The 17,008-nt window shown below is 73.0% G+C and carries 12 protein-coding genes and 2 pseudogenes; 9 read left to right on the top strand and 5 right to left on the bottom strand.

The genetic code is table 11. The annotated features are described in order from the left end of the window. Positions 1-55: 55 nt before the first annotated feature. The 3 genes from D452_RS0114830 to D452_RS0114820 are packed head-to-tail and all read right to left on the bottom strand — an operon-like array spanning position 56 to position 3,074. The gene (locus D452_RS0114830; RefSeq protein ID WP_017544940.1) at positions 56-907 is read right to left on the bottom strand and encodes an ABC transporter ATP-binding protein; all 852 of its coding nucleotides are present in this window, start codon (positions 905-907) and stop codon (positions 56-58) included. Continuing rightward, positions 904-2,001, bottom strand: a complete 1,098-nt coding sequence (locus D452_RS0114825) for a FecCD family ABC transporter permease (RefSeq protein WP_017544939.1) — start codon at positions 1,999-2,001, stop codon at positions 904-906. The genes D452_RS0114830 and D452_RS0114825 overlap by 4 nt, the downstream gene beginning before the upstream one ends. Further along, complete coding sequence (locus D452_RS0114820) at positions 1,998-3,074, bottom strand: FecCD family ABC transporter permease (RefSeq protein WP_017544938.1); 1,077 nt, start codon at positions 3,072-3,074, stop codon at positions 1,998-2,000. Before D452_RS0114820 ends, D452_RS0114825 begins: the two co-directional genes overlap by 4 nt. Before the next feature lie 195 nt (positions 3,075-3,269). On the opposite strand from D452_RS0114820, the gene D452_RS0114815 reads away from it, so the two are divergent. The 8 genes from D452_RS0114815 to D452_RS0114780 all read left to right on the top strand — a co-directional run bounded on the left by D452_RS0114815 (position 3,270) and on the right by D452_RS0114780 (position 14,693). Next, the gene (locus tag D452_RS0114815) at positions 3,270-4,295 is read left to right on the top strand and encodes an ABC transporter substrate-binding protein (protein WP_017544937.1); all 1,026 of its coding nucleotides are present in this window, start codon (positions 3,270-3,272) and stop codon (positions 4,293-4,295) included. 94 nt (positions 4,296-4,389) lie between these two features. Further along, complete coding sequence (locus D452_RS0114810) at positions 4,390-5,703, top strand: alanine racemase (RefSeq protein ID WP_017544936.1); 1,314 nt, start codon at positions 4,390-4,392, stop codon at positions 5,701-5,703. Positions 5,704-5,855: 152 nt separating this feature from the next. Then, positions 5,856-6,446 (top strand): GNAT family N-acetyltransferase, encoded by a 591-nt coding sequence (locus tag D452_RS0114805; protein WP_017544935.1) that lies wholly within the window; start codon positions 5,856-5,858, stop codon positions 6,444-6,446. Positions 6,447-6,615: 169 nt separating this feature from the next. Then, positions 6,616-8,163: a pyridoxal phosphate-dependent decarboxylase family protein gene (locus D452_RS0114800; RefSeq protein WP_017544934.1), complete on the top strand. Its 1,548-nt coding sequence runs from the start codon at positions 6,616-6,618 to the stop codon at positions 8,161-8,163. After that, complete coding sequence (locus D452_RS0114795) at positions 8,160-9,482, top strand: lysine N(6)-hydroxylase/L-ornithine N(5)-oxygenase family protein (protein ID WP_017544933.1); 1,323 nt, start codon at positions 8,160-8,162, stop codon at positions 9,480-9,482. The genes D452_RS0114800 and D452_RS0114795 overlap by 4 nt, the downstream gene beginning before the upstream one ends. A gap of 47 nt (positions 9,483-9,529) precedes the next feature. Beyond that, positions 9,530-11,350, top strand: a complete 1,821-nt coding sequence (locus D452_RS28330) for an IucA/IucC family protein (protein WP_040693861.1) — start codon at positions 9,530-9,532, stop codon at positions 11,348-11,350. Positions 11,351-11,376: 26 nt separating this feature from the next. Continuing rightward, positions 11,377-13,269, top strand: coding sequence for an IucA/IucC family protein (locus tag D452_RS0114785; RefSeq protein WP_017544931.1), 1,893 nt, complete (start codon positions 11,377-11,379; stop codon positions 13,267-13,269). Next, positions 13,266-14,693 carry a glutamine synthetase family protein gene (locus tag D452_RS0114780; RefSeq protein ID WP_017544930.1) on the top strand — a complete coding sequence of 476 codons (1,428 nt, stop codon included), beginning with the start codon at positions 13,266-13,268 and terminating at the stop codon, positions 14,691-14,693. Before D452_RS0114785 ends, D452_RS0114780 begins: the two co-directional genes overlap by 4 nt. Before the next feature lie 153 nt (positions 14,694-14,846). Here the strand turns inward: D452_RS0114780 and D452_RS29685 are convergent. Further along, positions 14,847-15,293, bottom strand: a pseudogene (locus tag D452_RS29685) (dihydrofolate reductase family protein); the annotation flags it as partial. Between the two features lie 266 nt (positions 15,294-15,559). On the opposite strand from D452_RS29685, the gene D452_RS0114770 reads away from it, so the two are divergent. Further along, complete coding sequence (locus D452_RS0114770; protein ID WP_026129323.1) at positions 15,560-16,177, top strand: Uma2 family endonuclease; 618 nt, start codon at positions 15,560-15,562, stop codon at positions 16,175-16,177. Positions 16,178-16,237: 60 nt separating this feature from the next. Here D452_RS0114770 and D452_RS0114765 read toward each other — a convergent pair. Then, positions 16,238-17,008, bottom strand: a pseudogene (locus D452_RS0114765) (2-succinyl-5-enolpyruvyl-6-hydroxy-3-cyclohexene-1-carboxylic-acid synthase); the annotation flags it as partial.

The raw sequence follows: 17,008 nt of genomic DNA, 5'->3' as shown, positions 1-17,008 counted from the left end.
GCGTGTCCCCGGCCGCTCCCCGCGGTGCGGGCCCCTCCCCTCTCGTGGCGGCGGTTCAGTGCCCCGCGCGGCCCACGGGAACCACCAGCGGGCCGCCCGAGACGGGGTCCTCGGCGACCACGGCCTCCAGGTCGAAGGCCTCGCGCAGCAGCTGCGGGGTGAGCACCTCGGCGGGCGTTCCGCTGGCCACCACCCTGCCCTCGCGCATGGTGATGATGGTGTCGGCGTAACGGGCGGCCAGGTTGAGGTCGTGCAGGACCATGACGATGGTGCGGCCGCCCTGCCAGTGCAGGTCGCGGACCAGGTCCAGGACGTCGACCTGGTGGACGAGGTCCAGGAACGTCGTGGGTTCGTCCAACAGCAGCAGGTCCGTGCCCTGGGCCAGGACCATCGAGATCCACGCGCGCTGGCGCTGGCCGCCGGACAGTTCCTCCAGCGGGGAGTCCGCCAGCTCCAGCAGGCCGGTCCGCTCCAGGGCGGCGGAGACGGCCTGGTGGTCGTCGCCCGACCACTGCCGGTACCACCGCTGGGACGGGTGGCGGCCCCGCGCGACGAGGTCGGCGACGGTGAGTCCGTCGGGGGCGGTCGGCTGCTGCGGCAGGACCCCCAGGACCTGGGCGACCTCCCGTGTGGGCACCCGGTGGATGTCGCGGCCGTCGAGCTCCACCACACCGGAGCGCGGGCGCATGAGACGGCCCAGGGCGCGCAGCATGGTGGACTTCCCGCAGCCGTTGGGACCGATCACGCACGTGACGGTGCCCTCGACGATGTCGGTGTCCAGGCCGTCCACGATGGTGCGTTCGTCGTAGGCCAGGGTGAGGCCCCGCGCGCTCAGCCGGGTCCGGGGCGTCTCCGTGTCGGCCGGGGCCGCCAGGAGCGGGTTCGGGTGGGTCTGTTCGGTGGTCACGCCTGGACCTTTCGGTTGCCGCGGACGAGCAGGTACACGAGGTAGAGGGCGCCCAGACAGCCGGTGACGATGCCGACCGGGAGCTGGACGGTGCCGAAGAGGTTGCGGGCCACGAGGTCGGCGGCGGCCACCAGGGCGGCCCCGACCAGGGCGGAGAGCAGCACCGGCGGGCGTGCGGCGCGGCCGAGGCGCAGGGCGATCTGCGGGGCGGCCAGCGACACGAAGAGGATCGGTCCGGCCGCGGAGGTGCCGAACGCGGCGAGGAGCACGGCCAGGACGAGCATGCCGGTGCGGGCGGTCTCCACGCGCACGCCCAGTCCTCGGGTGACGTCGTCGCCGAAGGACAGGGCGTCCAGGGTCCGCGCGCCCACCAGGGCCAGCGGCAGGAGGACGGCGAGGGCGACCGCCACCGGCAGCGCGTGGGCCCAGGTGCGCATGGACAGGCTGCCCGCGATCCAGACCATGGCCCGGCCGCTGTCGTTGACCTCGCCGAGGGTGAGCATCCAGATGGTGACGTTCATGAGGACGGTGGACACGCCCACGCCCACCAGGAGGAGACGGAAGCCGTCGATCCCGTTGCGCCAGGCGAGCCCGTAGCAGAGCACCCCGGCGGCCAGGCCGCCGATCAGGGCGAGGGCGGGCACCCCGATCTGGGCGAGCGGACCGCTGACGATCCCGTAGCTGCCGCCGAAGGCCATCACCGCGACCACGCCCGCGCTGGCTCCGTGGGTGACGCCGAGTAGGTCGGGGCTGGCCAGGGGGTTGCGCATGATCGCCTGGGTGATGGCACCGGCCGCCGCCAGCGCGGCGCCCGCGAGCAGGCCGACCACCACGCGCGGCATGCGCACCCGCCAGATGGTGAAGTACTCGTCGTAGCTGGTGCCGACGACGTTGGCCCACACCTGGGCGGGGGTGACGAACACGTCTCCGACGGACAGGTTGAGCCCGGTCAGGGCCACGATCGCCAGGGCCGTGAGCGCTCCGACGACGATCAGACGGGGGCGGAGCGGGATCGCGACCGGGCCGAGGGTGACCGCGCGCGCCCGGCGCGCCAGGGGGTCGCGCGGGGCCCGGGGTTCGAGTGTGGCGGTCACAGGGCGAACAACCTCCGGCGGCGGACGACGTGGATGAAGAAGGGCGCGCCGACCAGTGCGAGGACCACCCCGACCTGGAGTTCGCCGGGCGGGGCGAGGAACCGGCCGAGGATGTCGGCTGCCAGGAGGAGGACGGCGCCCATGAGGGCCGAGTAGGGGATCAGCCATCGGTAGTCGGCCCCGACGATCCCCCGTGCCAGGTGCGGGACGATGAGCCCGACGAAGGCGATGGGCCCGCAGGCGGCGACGGTGATCCCGGTCAGGAGGGTGATGGCCACGAGGCCGACGAGTCGGGCCCGGCCGACCCGGAAGCCCAGGGCGCGGGCGGTGTCCTCGCCCAGGGCCAGGGCGTTGAGGGCGCGGGCGTTGGCGAGGGCCAGCACGGCGCCGAGGAGCACGACCGGGATCATCTGGGGGATGATCGACGGGTCCCGGCCGGAGAGGGAGCCGACCCGCCAGAACCGGAAGTTCTCCATGGTGGACTGATCGAGCAGCACCAGCCCGGAGGCCACCGAGTAGGCCATCCAACTGACGGCGGTGCCCGCGAGAGCCAGGGTCACGGGGGTGGGCCCGCGCCCGGGCACCGAGGCCACCGCGTAGACCAGGACCACGGCGGCGCCCGCCCCGGCGAAGGCGAACCAGGCCTGGGTGTGCAGGGCGGTGACGCCGAAGAAGTAGATGCCCGCCACGACGGCGAGGGCCGCACCGAAGGTGACGCCGAGGATGCTGGGGTCGCCCAGGGGGTTGCGGGTGTGGCCCTGCATCAGCGCGCCGCCCAGGCCGAGGCTGATCCCGGCCAGGAGGCCGAGCACGGTGCGGGGCAGGCGGATCTCGTTGACGATCGTGTCGGCCTCGGGTCCCGCGCCGGTGGTCAGAGCCTGCCACACCGTGACCGGGTCCAGTGTGCGGGCGCCCACGAGCACGCTGGCGGCAAGGGCGAGGACCAGCAGCAGGGTGAGCAGTGCCAGCCCGCCCAGACGGCGTGATCGTCGGGCGGCGACGGCTGAGCGTGCCGGTTCCCGGGAGCGCGGTGGCCCGGCCGCCCCCTGGGACGGGCCTGTGGTCTGGCTCACCGGATCTCCCCTCACAGGAAAAGGCCAGGCAGACCTAAGTTAGGTTTGCCTGGCCACACTTGGATGATCTAAGTTTGCCACGGTTCACACCAGAGAGTCATCCCGTCCGACCGTTAGTCATGTTCTGGCAGCTCGTCGTGACAACCTCGACGGAGCGGCGCCGGAACCGCCCACACCACTCCGGGAGCCCCCATCATGACCCACCCCCTCCTCCCCCGCCGCGCGGGCCTGGCCGCCCTGGCGGCGGCCTCCTCGCTGGCCCTGCTCACGGCGTGCGGCGCGGCGGGCCCCGGCGAGGACGCCGTCAGCGGTGGCGGCGACGGCGCGACCGCCGAGGGATTCCCCCTCACCGTCGACCACGCCATGGGCTCCACCGAGATCGCCGCCGCCCCGGAGCGGGTGCTGCCCCTGGACTTCACGTACGTGGACGCCGTCCTCGCCCTGGGCGGGAACGTGGTGGGCCACACCCAGATCGCCGAGAACCAGGACGGGCTGCCCGAGTACCTGTTCGAGAGCGACTGGAACACCGGCGGCGCCGACGACGCCGAGTCGGTCGGCCTGCTGTGGGAGATCAGCCCCGAGCTGGTCGCCCAGACCCAGCCCGACCTGATCCTGTCCGCCGAGGTCCGCCACGGCGACGCCTACGACCAGCTCGCCGAGGTCGCTCCGACGGTCATGTCCAGGGACACCGGGGCCTCCTGGAAGGACAACCTCCGCCTGACCGGCGAGGCCATGGGGCAGGCCGAGGAGGCCGAGCGCCTGGTCACCGAGTTCGAGGAGCGCGCGGCCGCCATCGGCGAGGAGATCACCGAGGCCCACGACGGCGAGGCGCCCACGGTCTCGGTGGTCCGCTTCGCCGGGGACGCCGAGGGCGTGCGGCTGTACACCCGCAACTCCTACGTGGGCGTGATCCTGGACGACCTGGGCCTGCCCGCGAGCGAGCACACCGAGACCGACTCCGAGGAGATCGCGACCTACCACAGCCCCGAGCGCCTGCTCGACCTGGAGGCCGACCGGATCCTGGTGGCCACCTACGACGACGGCGCGGGCGAGGTGGACGAGTCCAAGGACGACTACGTCACCAACCCCCTGTGGGACCAGCTGGAGGGCGAGAAGACCGACGTGGACGACGCCTACTGGATGTCCGGAGTGGGTCTGATCTCCGCGCACGCGGTCCTCGACGACGTCGCCGAGGTCTTCGGCGTCGACCCCCGGCACTGACCACCCCCTCGGGGCCCGGACTCCGGGCCCCCTTTCCCTGCCCTGAACCGCGCACGCTCGGTGCGCGGACCATGACACGACGAAAGGGCATCCCATGGAACCGCCCCGCTCCTTCGAACACACCCCCGCCCTGTCCGCCGACGTCCTCCCCGAGGCGGTCCGCCGGGCCGCCCTCGAACTGGCCGACTCCCCCGGTTCCGGGTACGTCTACGACCCGGCCCTGGCCGCCGACCGCGTGCGCACCCTGCGCGCGGCCCTGCCGGACTGGGCCCGCGTGTACTTCGCCGTCAAGTCCAACGGGTTCCCCCCGGTGCTGTCGCACCTGGCCCGGACCGTGGACGGGTTCGAGGCGGCGTCGTTGAGCGAGGCCCGCACGGCCCTGACGGCGCTGCGGGAACGCGACCAACCGGAGGGTCCCGGCGAAGGACCGGGCGCGGGTTCCGCGCCCGGTGAGCGGATCGCGGTGAGCGGTCCTGGAAAGACCCCGGAGATGTTGCTGGGTCTGGCCCGCCTGCGCGCAGAGCGGGGCGCCGACGTGGTGGTCAACGTCGAGAGCGAACTGGAGCTGCACCGGGCCGCCGCCGCTGCCCGTGCGGCGGACGTCGTGCTCCCGGTGACGCTGCGCGTCAACCCCGAGCGGGTGCCGGTGAGCGGGTCCCTGGTGATGGGCGGCGCGCCGAGCCCCTTCGGGCTGCCCGAGCCCCGGGTGCCGGAGGCGGTGGCGGCCGCGATGTCCCTGCCCGAGCTGGACCTGGTGGGGTTCCACGTCCACGCGGTGAGCGGCAACACCGACGCCGTGGCGCACGCCGCCTACGTGCTCTGGTGCCTGGAGTGGGCGGCGGAGACAGCCAAGCGGCACGGCGTGGACCTGCGCGTGGTGGACGTGGGCGGCGGGCTCGGGGTGCCCTTCGAGGAGGGTGACGGCGAGTTCGACCTCACCGCCCTGGGCGCCGCCCTGGCCGCGCTGCCCGACCCGGGAGTGGAGGTGGTGTTCGAACCCGGCCGGTGGATCGCGGCGCCGACCGGCTGGTACGCGGCGCGGGTGACCGACGTGAAGTCGGCCTACGGCGAGCACTTCGCGGTGGTACGCGGCGGCATCAACCAGTTCCAGCTGCCCACCTCCTGGGAGATCCGGCACAACTTCGCGGTCGTGGAGGGCGGGGACTGGCCCCGGGACCTGCCCCGACCCGGAGTGGACGGGGCCTCGGTAACGGTCTCTGGTGAGCTGTGCACACCCGAGGACGTGCTGGCCAGGGACGTGCGAGTGGGCTCGCTGCGCGCGGGTGACGTGCTGGTCTTCCCCAACGCGGGCGCCTACGGCCACGAGTTCGCCATGCCCGCGTTCCTGGCGCATCCGGGGGCTCCGAGGCGGACCGTCGACACCCGCGCCCCCCGCGCGCAAACGTGAGCTTGAGCACTCAACTGGAGCATTGACTTGCTTAGGTTAGCCTGCCCTAATTGAACCCGGCTCACATGACGTGACCGAAACACCACGGTCGCTCCGGCGACACACCCACTCCCCCGCGGCACCCCGAGGACACCGACGAAAGAGCGCCCCCGATGCCCGTGACACCCGCTCCCACGGCCGGACCAGCGCCGGACGCCCAGTGGCACCTGGAGAACCTCCGGGGCCACGACGTCATGGCCGACCCCACCCCCTGGATCAAGGCCTACGAGACAGTCCACGCCGACTCCCTGCACCTGCCCGATCACCGGGACCCCACCTTCGGCGAACGCCTGGCGTTCAGCGCGGCGCGGCCCGGCTTCCGCCTCACCTCCTGCCGGGTCGACGGCGAACCGGCCGGGTTCGCCTACGGGTACACGCTGCCCACCACCACCGGCTGGTGGGACGGGTTCGAGCCCCTGCCCGGCGTCGACGCAGAGGAGACCGTCCGGGAGCGCCCGGGCCGCACCCTCGCCCTGTGCGAGGTCCTGGTCCACGAGCGGTTCCGCGGCTTCGGCGTGGCGCGCCGGACCCTGACCCTGCTACTGGGAGACCGCCGGGAGGAGCGCGCCGCCGCGCTGGTCTCCGAGAACAACACCCGCGCCCTCGACCTCTTCCTCGACAACGGCTGGCGGCACGTGGGCGACCTCGCTCCGCACCCGGGCTGGCGCAGGCACCACGGTCTGGTCCGGCCCCTGCGCCCCTGAGCCCGCTCCCCTGACCAGCCGGTCCGCCGGCCCCGGCCCGCTCACCTCCGGAACGCCCCACACAGGGGCCCTCCCCCGCACCGTCCGGCCCGGCAGCATCCCGGAACGGTCGGCGCACCTCCACCAGCCCCGCGTGTTCCGTACCCGGACCCACAGGAGCCCGACACCCATGCCCATCACACAGAGTGACTCGACTCTGACCATGAGCACCCCAGGTGACAGCGAGACCGACCCACCCGCTCCCCTCCTCGCCTCCAGGCTCGCTGGCGCTCCCGGCGGTCCCGCCACGGTCGCCGCCCTCGTGGGGAAGGCGGCCGAGGCCCTGGCCACCGCCACCGCCCTCCGGGGCGGTCCCCTGCCCGCACACGGCCCCGCCGAGGTGGCCGAAAGGGTCCACGCCGCCCTGGGCCCCCTCCTCCCCGAACCCGACGCCTCCGCCGAGACCGTCCTGGAGCGGCTCACCCACGCCCTGGCCCTGGGCGCGGCCGACCCCGCCCACCCCCACTGCGCGGCCCACCTGCACTGCCCGCCCCTGGCCGTCGCTGTGGCGGCCGACACCGTCGCGTCGGTACTCAACCAGTCCATGGACTCCTGGGACCAGGCCCCCGCCGCCACCGCCCTGGAGACCGAGGTGGTGACCGAGCTGGCCGGACTTCTCGGCTACGACGGATCCGGTGCCGGAGGCGTGGTCACCTCGGGCGGCACCGAGTCCAACCTGACCGCCCTGCTGCTCGCCCGCGACCACGCCCTGCCCGGAGCCGGGCGCCACGGGGTGGCCGGGACCACCGGCACCGCCCGGCCCCGCGTGCTGTGCGGGGAAGCGGCGCACTTCTCCGTGCAGCGCTCCGCCGCCCTCCTCGGTCTGGGCGAGGACGCCGTGGTCACCGTCGCGGTGGACGAGCGGCACCGCATGCGCCCCGAGGCGCTCCGCGCGGCCGTCGAACGCGTGCGCGCCGAGGGCGACACGGTCGTGGCCGTGGTCGCCACCGCCGGAACCACCGACCTGGGCGGTGTCGACCCGCTCGACGCGGTCGCCCGCCTGTGCCGGGAGTTCGGCGTGTGGCTGCACGTGGACGCCGCCTACGGCGGCGGAGCCCTCTTCTCCCGACGCCTGCGCGGCCTCCTCACCGGGATCGAGGACGCCGACTCGGTCAGCCTGGACCTGCACAAGCTCGGCTGGCAGCCGGTGGCCGCCGGGGTGCTCCTCACTCGTGAGCGCGCCCTGTTCGCGCCGCTGTCCCGCTCGGTGGAGTACCTCAACCCCGCCGACGACGAGGAGGCGGGCTACCCGAGCCTGCTCGGCTACTCGCTGCGCACCACCCGCCGGGCCGACGCCCTCAAGATCGCCGTCACCCTGCGGGCGCTTGGCACCGACGGGATCGGACGCCTGGTCGAGGCCTGCCACGACCTCGCACTGGAGACCGCCGCGCTGGCCGCCGCCCACCCGGACCTGGAACTCCTGGCCACGCCCAGCCTGACCACCGTGGTCTTCCGGTACCGCGCGGGAGAGCACTCCGACACCGTCAACGCGCGCCTGCGCCGCCGCCTCCTCGAACAGGGCCGCGCCGTGGTCGGCCGTACATCGGTGGACGGCCGGGTGTGGCTCAAGCTCACCCTGCTCAACCCCGACACGACCGCCGACGACACCGCCGCACTGCTCGACGAGGTGGTCGGGGCGGGCGCCGCCGAACGGACCGTCCCCGAGGAGAACCGTTGACCCTCCCGCACGACGACGACCACCGCGTCCACGACCTGGTGGGGGTCGGCCTCGGCCCGTTCAACCTCGCCCTGGCCGCCCTCGCCGACGCGGTGCCCGGGCTCTCCGCGCGCTTCCTGGAGGCGCGTCCGGACTTCTCCTGGCACCCGGGGCTCCTGCTGGAGGGGGCCCGCCTCCAGGTGCCCTTCCTCGCCGACCTGGTGAGCATGGTGGACCCGACCAGCCGGTGGTCGTTCCTGTCCTACCTGCGCGAGCACGACCGCCTCTTCCCCTTCTACTTCGCCGAGCACTTCCACGTGCCGCGCCGCGAGTACGACGACTACTGCCGGTGGGTCGCCCGCAGCCTGGACTCCTGCCGGTTCGACGCCGAGGTCACCGCCGTACGCGCGGAGGACGACGCGTTCACGGTCGAGTACACGCGGGCCGACGGATCCCGGGAGGCCGTGCGCGGCCACGCCCTGGTACTCGGGATCGGCACCGCTCCGGTGCTGCCCGAGCCCCTGCGCGCGCTGGAGGGCGAACGCGTCCTGCACGCCGCCGACTACCTCGACCACGCGGACGCCCTGGCAGGGGCGGGCGACGTGACCGTCGTCGGCTCCGGACAGTCGGGCGCGGAGGTCTTCCTGGACCTGCTGCGCTCCCCCGAGCACCGCGACACCCGGGTGCGCTGGCTGACCCGCTCGCCCGCCTTCGCCCCCATGGAGTACTCCAAGCTGGGCCTGGAGCACTTCACCCCGGACTACACGGCCTACTTCCACGCCCTGCCGGAGCCCGTACGCGACCGCCTCGTGCCCGAACAGTGGCAGCTCTACAAGGGCATCAGCGCCGACACCATCGCCGAGATCCACGACGTGCTCTACGAGCGCGGCATCGGCGGCGGCGAGGTCGGCGCCTCACTGGCCGCCCAGTGCGAACTCATCGGGGCCCGCGCGGAGGGGGACGGCTACGAGCTGCGCTTCCGCCACCGCGAGCAGGAACGCGCGTTCACCGTGCGCACCGACGCCGTGGTGGCCGCCTCCGGCTACGCCCAGCGCGCACCCGACTTCCTCGCGCCCGTGGCCAAGTTCCTGCGCACGGACGCGCGCGGACGGCACGTGATCGGGGCGGACCACCGTCTGGAGACCGATCCCGCGCTGTCCACCCCCATCCACGTGCAGAACGCCGAGCTGCACACACACGGTGTCGGCACCCCGGACCTGGGCCTTGGTGCCTGGAGGGCCGCCACCATCCTCAACAGCCTCACCGGACGCGCCGTGTACCGGCTCCCCGAACGCACCGCCTACCAGACCTTCGGCGTACCGGCCGGGGAACACCGGTGACCGGCACGTCCACCACACCGGCCGACCGCCGGACGGAAGGGAACCCCTTGCCCGAGACCGCACCCGCCACACCCGACCCCGCGGACTCCGCCACCACTGATCCCGCGACCTGGCGCAGGGCCGGACGACGCCTGCTCGCCCACATGATCGGAGAGATGGCCTACGAGGAGATGGTGGTCCCCGAGACAGCGGGACGGAGCGCCCCCGACGGCTCCCCCGCCTGGACGCTGGCCGTGGACGGCGGGGTCTCCTACGGGTTCACCGCTCGGAGGGGCGGCTTCGGCTCCTGGCACGTGGACCCCGACTCCCTGGTCCGTCACACACGGGACGGTGAGGAGCCCGCCTGGGAGCCGGCCCTGTTCGTCACCGACGCGCAGACCACCGTGGGACTGCCCGGCGACTCCCTGGCCGAGGTGGTCCGCGACCTGCTGGCCACCCACGCCGCCGACGCCCGGCTGATCGCCTCCGCCCTCGGTGCCGCCGAGCTCGCCGACCTCCCCTACGAGGACCTGGAGGGGCACCAGACCGGTCACCCCTGCATCTTCGTCAACAAGGGCCGCCTGGGTTTCTCCGCCGCCGACGCCGCCCGCTACACCCCCGAGGCCCGCGGCGCGTTCCGCCTGGTGTGGATCGCGGTCCACCCCGATCTGGGACGTTTCCAGTCCATGGCCGACACCGAACGGCACGGCCTGATCGCCCGCGAACTCGACGAGGACCAGCGCGCGGAGTTCGCCGAGGCGGTGCGGGCGCGCGGCGAGGACCCGGACGCCTACCTGTGGATGCCGGTCCACCCCTTCCAGTGGGACGAGGTCGTCTCGCCGCTCTTCGCCTCCGAGATCGCCCTCGGCCGGGTGGTGCGGCTGGGGCTGAGCCGTGACCGCTACCGCCCCTTCCAGTCCATCCGCACCCTGATGAACCTGGACCGGCCCGACCGCCTCAACGTCAAGGTGCCGCTGATGATCCGCAACACCCTGGTGTGGCGCGGACTCTCGGGAACCCAGACCGGGTGCGCCCCGCACACGAGCACCTGGCTGGGCTCGCTCGCCGAACGCGACCCCTACTTCGCCGAGACCGGGGTGATCATGCTCGCCGAGCGTGCCTCCGCGACCGTCCCCCACCCCGTGTTCGACCGGATGCCGCAGGCCCCCTACCGCTTCCACGAGCTGTTGGGCACCATCTGGCGCGAGCCGATCCACCGCCACCTCGCCCCGGGGGAACGGGCCCGCACCATGGCCTGCCTGCTCCTGGAGGGTTCGGACGGGCGGGCGCTGGTCACCGAACTCGTCGAACGCTCGGGGCTGGAACCACAGGTGTGGCTTGAGCGGTTCCTGGGAGCGCTGTTCCCACCGGTGCTGCACTACCTCCACCGCTACGGCGCCTCCTTCACGCCGCACGGCGAGAACGTCGTGCTGGTCTTCGACGGCGACGAGGCCCCCGTCCGCGTCGCCCTGAAGGACTTCGGCTCCGACGTCGAGCTGCTCCCCTTCGACCTGCCCGAATACGCCGAGATCCCCGACCACGTGCGCTCGGTCCTGCACCGCTGGAAGCCCGAGGAGCTGGCCCACTCCGTGCTGTCCGCGATCTGCGCCGGGCACCTGCGGTTCCTCGCCGACATCGTCGAACGCCAGCTGGGTGTGCCCGGTGAGACCCTGTGGCGCCTCGCCCGCGAGCAGGTCCTCGCCTACCAGGAGCGCTTTCCCGAGCTGGCCGACCGCTTCGCGATGTTCGACCTGCTCGCCCCCAAGGTGGGCCGGGTCGCCCTCAACCGCGAACAGCTCATGGGCGGCGGTTTCCACGAACGCGCCGAACGCGACGCCGAGTTCGACGTCATGCACGGCCTGGTCGACAACCCCCTCGCCCAGCCCTGACCGCGACCAGCCCGGAGAACCCACCGATGACCACCCAGAACCCGCCCCGTGTCCGGACCCCCTCCGTGCCCGCGACACAGGACGCGGCCACCGCCCGGGGCCCGCTGCCGGTCCCCCCGGAACTCACCGCCGAGCACTGGGACCGAGCCAGCGCTCACCTGGCCGCCAAGATGCTCGCCGAACTCTGCTTCGAGTACGCCCTGCGCCCCGACCCCGACGGTCCCGGACGCTGGCGGGCCCGGGTCCACTCCGGCGCCTCCTACGTGTTCGAGGGACGGCGCACCAGCATGGACGGCTGGCGGGTCCGCCCCGGCACCGCCGAGCGCGAGGCCGCCGACGGTACCCGGACCGCCGCCTCACCCTTCGTGCTCCTACGCGACCTCGGCGCGGCCGGGATCGTCGACCCCGCCGTGGAGGCGTTCACGGTCGGGGAGCTGACCGCCACGCTGAGCGGCGACGCCCGTCTGGCCTCCTCCCGCACCACGAGCGCCGCGCTGGCCGCGCTCCCCCACGCCGAGTTGGAGGGGCACCAGACCGGCCACCCGTGGATCTTCGCCAACAAGGGCCGGGTGGGCTTCTCCGCACGGGACCGCGCCCAGTTCCCGCCCGAGGCCCGCAGACCCGCGCGTATGCCCTGGATCGCGGTCCACCGCTCCCTGGCCGAGCACCACGGAGTGCCCGGCCTGGACCAGGAGGCACTGCGCGCCCGGGAACTCGGCCCCGAGCTGACCTCCCTGTTCACCGACCGCCTGGAGGACTCGCTCCGGGGTTCCGGAGCCACCGCCACCGAGTTCGTGTGGCTGCCGGTCCATCCCTGGCAGTGGGACGAGGTGGTGGTGCCGCTGTTCGCCGCCGAGATCGCGCACCGCCTCGTCGTGCCGCTGGGCGAGGCTGCCGACGACTACCTGCCGCAGCAGTCCATCCGCACCTTCACCAACCTCGGCCGCCCCGACCGGCTCAACGTCAAACTGTCACTGGCCATCCTCAACACGATGGTCTACCGGGGCATCCCCACCGAGCTGTGCCGGGCGGCGCCCGCCAGCACCGGGTGGGTGCACGCCCTGCGCGACCGGGACCCCTTCCTCTCGGAGCGCTGCCGGGTGGTCCTGCCGGGCGAGGTCGCGGCGGTGGCCGTGCGCCACCCGGTCCTGGAGGACATCCCCGACGCCCCCTACCGGCACCGTCAGCTGCTGGGGGCCCTGTGGCGCGAGCCGGTCACCGAGCAGCTCGACCCGGGCGAGCGCGCCCGCACGCTGGCCGCGCTGCTGCACGTGGACGGCGAGGGGCGGGCGCTCGTCGCCGAACTCGTGGAGCGCTCCGGCCTCGGGGCCGAGGAGTGGCTGCGCGCCCTCTTCTCCGCCCTCCTGCCGCCGATCCTGCACCTGCTCTACCGGTACGGGCTCGCCTTCAACCCGCACGGGGAGAACGCGATCGTGGTCCACGACGAGCGCGACCGCCCGGCACGGCTCGCCGTCAAGGACTTCGTGGACGACATGAAGCTCCTGGACACCGACCTGCCCGAGTACGCGGACCTGCCCGGGGAGACCCTGGGCGTGCTCATGCGCTTCGACGCCCGGGAGCTCACCTCCTCCGTCGCCAAGTCCCTGTTCGTCGGCCACTTCCGCTACCTCGCGCCGCTGGTCCACGAGTCGCTGGACGTGTCAGAGGAACGGTTCTGGGACCTCGTCCGCGCGGAGGTCACGCGCTACCAGGAGGAGTTCCCCGAGCTGGCCGAACGCTTCGCGACGTTCGACCTGCTCGCCCCGGAGTACGAGCGGGTGTGCCTGAACCGCGAGCGCCTGCTGGGCGGCGGCTACCACGACCGGGCCGAACGCGACGCCGAGTTCCACCTGGACGCGCCGCCCATCCCCAACCCGCTGTACCGGGCCCCCGCCACCAGCACCGAGGAGACCCGGTGAACCCGCTCGTCGGCGACGGACTGCCGCCCCTGACCGAGACCCTGCCGCCCAGCCCGCCGCCTCCGCCCTTCCCGGTGCCGCTCGACCGGCTGCGCGCCGACGTGGAGTCCGGGGCCGTCACCGACGTGATCGTGGCCCTGCCCGACCTCCAGGGGCGGGTGCAGGGCAGCCGGATCAACCCGCGCGACTTCCTCTCCCGGACCCTGGCCAACGGCTTCGACGCCTGCCAGTACCTGCTCGCCACGGACGTCGAGATGGAGTCGCGGCCGGGCTACGCCGTCGATCCCTGGGGCGGCGGCCTCGGCGACCTCTCGGTCCTGCCCGATCCCGCCACGCTGCGCTACCTGCCCTGGGACCCGGGCACGGCCCTGGTGCTGGGAGACGCCCGCGACTCCGAGGGGCGCCCGGTACCGGTGGCGCCCCGGCAGGTGCTCCGCACCCAGCTGGACCGCCTCGCCGAACGCGGCTGGCACGCCCTGGCCGGGACGGAACTGGAGTTCCTCGTGTTCCGGGACTCCTACCAGGAGGCCTTCGAGGCCGACTACCGGGGCCTGACCACCGCCACCCGGTTCAACTCCGACTACGCGCTGCCCGAGGTCACCGAGATCGACCCGCTCATGCGGCGCATCCGCACCGCGATGGAGCGCACCGGCATGACGGTGGAGTCGGCCCGGGGCGAGTGTCATCCCGGCCAGTACGAGATCGTCTTCCGCTACGACGACGCCCTGCGCACCTGCGACAACCACGTCGTGTACAAAGCCGGGGCCCGGGCGCTGGCGGCGCAGGCCGGGGTCGCGCTGACCTTCATGGCCAAGTTCGACGGCGGCGAGGGCAACTCGTGCCACGTGCACCTGTCGCTGCGCGACCAGACCGGCGCACCGGTCTTCGCCGACGACGGCGCGGGGCGGCACGGCATGTCCAAGCACATGGAGCACTTCGTGGCCGGACAGCTGGCCTGCGCCCGCGACTTCGCCCTGCTGTACGCGCCCAACGTCAACTCGTACAAGCGCCTGTCACCGCAGGCCTACGCGCCGAACACGGTCACCTGGGGGCTGGACAACCGCACCTGCCCGGTGCGCGTGATCGGGTCCGGTGAGTCCGCGCGGATCGAGTTCCGGGTGCCGGGCGGGGACGCCAACCCCTACCTGACGGTGGCAGGGGTCGTCGCGGCGGGCCTGTACGGCATCGACCAGGCGCTCCCCCTGCCCGAGCCTACGGCGGGCGACGCCTCGGCCAGCGACGCCGCCCGGCTGCCCGCCTCCCTGGAGGAGGCCGTCCGGGCCTGGGAGAACAGCGAGATCGCCCGGTCCTGCTTCGGCCCGGAAGTGGTGCGCAACCAGGCGGCGGCGGGCCGCGGCGAGCTGGCGGCGTTCTCCGCCACGGTCACCGACCTCGAACGCCGCCGCCACTTCGAGCGGGGCTAGGTACGGGCGCCCCGCCGGACCGCTCCGGCGGGGCGTCGGTCCCTCCGCTCTCGCGGTCAGCGTGCCACTCGGTAGCGGAGGTAGACGATCCCCCCCACCGACGGTGCGGGACTCGACGAGCCGGAGATCCGTCCGGCGCTCGCCCCGGGGAAAGAACGGGATGCCGCCGCCCACCAGCACCGGGTACACCCGGAGCCGGAACTCGTCGATCAGGCCCAGATCGGCCACCTGGGCTGCCAGGGTCGCGCCGCCGACGGCGATGTCGCCCTCCCCCGGACCGGCCCTCAGCCGTGCGATCTCCTCCGCCGGACCGCCGGACGCCAGACGGGTGTTGCCGCGTACCTCGGACAGCGTGGAGGAGAACACCACCTTCGGGAGCGCCCGCCAGATCTCGGCGAACTTGACCGTCGAGTGGTCGTGTGCCGGGTTCTGGTCGACGGTCTCCCAGTAGGCCATCGTCTCGTAGAGGCGTCGTCCCAGCAGGTAGACGCCGACCCGGCGCACCTCGTCGGTGGCGAGGGCGAAGACCTCCTCGTCCGGTACCGACCAGTCGAAGGAGCCGTCCGGCCCGACGATGTAGCCGTCCAACGACACACCCATCGAATAGACCACGTCGCGCATCGCGCCCTCCCTCGTGACGGTCCCGACAGTATGACCGTCGAACCCCGCGGAACCCGTCACGACGCGCGCCGACCTCGACACCGCCCCCCGGGGGGACTCGGGCGTGTCCTCGGACCCGTGGTCGACCGGCGACCCCGGGTTCTGGTGCATGCTCTGGGTAGGAACAATCGCGAAAAGCGACACCAGGGACAGCGGGGATGGCTACGGTGAGCGACAAGAACGATCCGACGACCGAAGGCAGTCACATGTCCGCTCCGACAGTGGCCGAGCAACAAGCGCCAGAGTTCGAGGACACCGTGGTCCTCCCCATGCCGCCGCAGGACGGCTTCACCGCTGACGACCTCGACCGTATCCCGGATCTTCCGCCGCACACCGAACTCATCGACGGAAACCTGGTACTGGTGAGCCCCCAGAAGCTGTTCCACATGCTCGTACTCAAACTGTTGGAACGTGAACTCGACCGGTGTGTGTCCGCCGGACTGCGGGTCGCGAGGGAGTTCACCATCAGACTCTCCGAACGGCAGCGGCCGGAGCCGGACCTGATGCTGGTGCGTACGGACGCGTTCCAGAAGCTGGAACAGACCTGGTTCCCGCCGGAGGCGGTGGAGCTGGCGGTCGAGGTGGTCTCCAAGGAGTCGGAGGTACGGGACCGTGAACGCAAGCCCGAGCTCTACGCGCGGGCCGGTGTGCGCTTCTACTGGCGCGTCGAGCAGGACGGGAACGACGCGGTGGTCTACGAGTACGAGAAGGACCCCGCCAGCCCGTCGGGCGACTACGGCAGGCCGACCATCCACCGGAAGTCCCTCAGGACCTCCGTTCCGCTGAAGTTGGAGTTCGACCTGACGAACATCCTGGACCGCTGACCCGGCGCACGGAGGGGGAGGCACGGTGCTCCGTGCCTCCCCCTCCGTGTGACGCTCCCGCTAGGACAGGGCGCCGAGTGCGTGGTCCACGGCGTCCTGGACGCGGCGTCGCAGGGCCGCGCTGCCCGCTCTGGTCGTGCGGACCTCCACCATGCGCAGCCCCTCTCCGAGGAGCGCCTTGGGCAGGTCGGTGGCCCACTCCACCCGGGTGTAGGGCAGGTCGGCCACGGCCGCCACCTTCTCCATGGAGACTCCGTGCGGGGTGCCGAACACCCGCTCGAAGTCGGGGTGACCCGCCTGCTCCAGGCCCGAGAAGATGCCGCCGCCGTCGTTGTTGACCACGATGACCGCGAGGTCGGGTCGGGGTTCGTCCGGCCCGATGATGAGGCCGTTCTGGTCGTGCAGCATGGCGAGGTCGCCCAGCAGGGCGTAGGCCGGGCCCTCGCCCTCCTTCTGGTGGGCCAGGGCCGCACCGATCGCCGTGGACACCGTCCCGTCGATCCCGCTCACCCCGCGGTTGCCGACCAGGCGCACACCGCAGCGGGCGCGCATCGTGGCGTCGAGGTCGCGGATGGGCATGCTCGCGCCGGCGAAGAGCAGCGAACCGGCGGACAGGTGGGCGACGAGGTCGCGGGCCAGGCGCGGCTCGGACAGGGTCTCGTCCGCGTCCAGCACCGCGTCGATGGCCTCGCGGGCGACCGCCTCGGCGCGCTCCCAGGACCCCGACCAGTCGGTGCGGCGCGGGTGCGCCCAGTCCAGCCCGGCGGGCGGGGCCACCGCCGCGACGACGTCGGTGGCGGTGCGCGCGGGGTCGGAGAAGTCGTTGGCCAG

It is taken from the genome of Nocardiopsis prasina DSM 43845 (assembly GCF_000341265.1).
Lineage (GTDB): Bacteria > Actinomycetota > Actinomycetes > Streptosporangiales > Streptosporangiaceae > Nocardiopsis > Nocardiopsis prasina.
Note: the sequence above shows the minus strand (reverse complement) of the source record. Positions and strands in the feature narration are given on the sequence as shown.

Excerpts from the sequence above, each read along its gene's own strand:
- D452_RS0114815 (WP_017544937.1), top strand. The coding sequence starts at position 3,270 with ATGACCCACCCCCTCCTCCCCCGCCGCGCGGGCCTGGCCGCCCTGGCG.
- D452_RS0114770 (WP_026129323.1), top strand. The coding sequence starts at position 15,560 with ATGTCCGCTCCGACAGTGGCCGAGCAACAAGCGCCAGAGTTCGAGGAC.
- D452_RS0114800 (WP_017544934.1), top strand. The coding sequence starts at position 6,616 with ATGCCCATCACACAGAGTGACTCGACTCTGACCATGAGCACCCCAGGT.
- D452_RS0114805 (WP_017544935.1), top strand. The coding sequence starts at position 5,856 with ATGCCCGTGACACCCGCTCCCACGGCCGGACCAGCGCCGGACGCCCAG.
- D452_RS0114785 (WP_017544931.1), top strand. The coding sequence starts at position 11,377 with ATGACCACCCAGAACCCGCCCCGTGTCCGGACCCCCTCCGTGCCCGCG.
- D452_RS0114810 (WP_017544936.1), top strand. The coding sequence starts at position 4,390 with ATGGAACCGCCCCGCTCCTTCGAACACACCCCCGCCCTGTCCGCCGAC.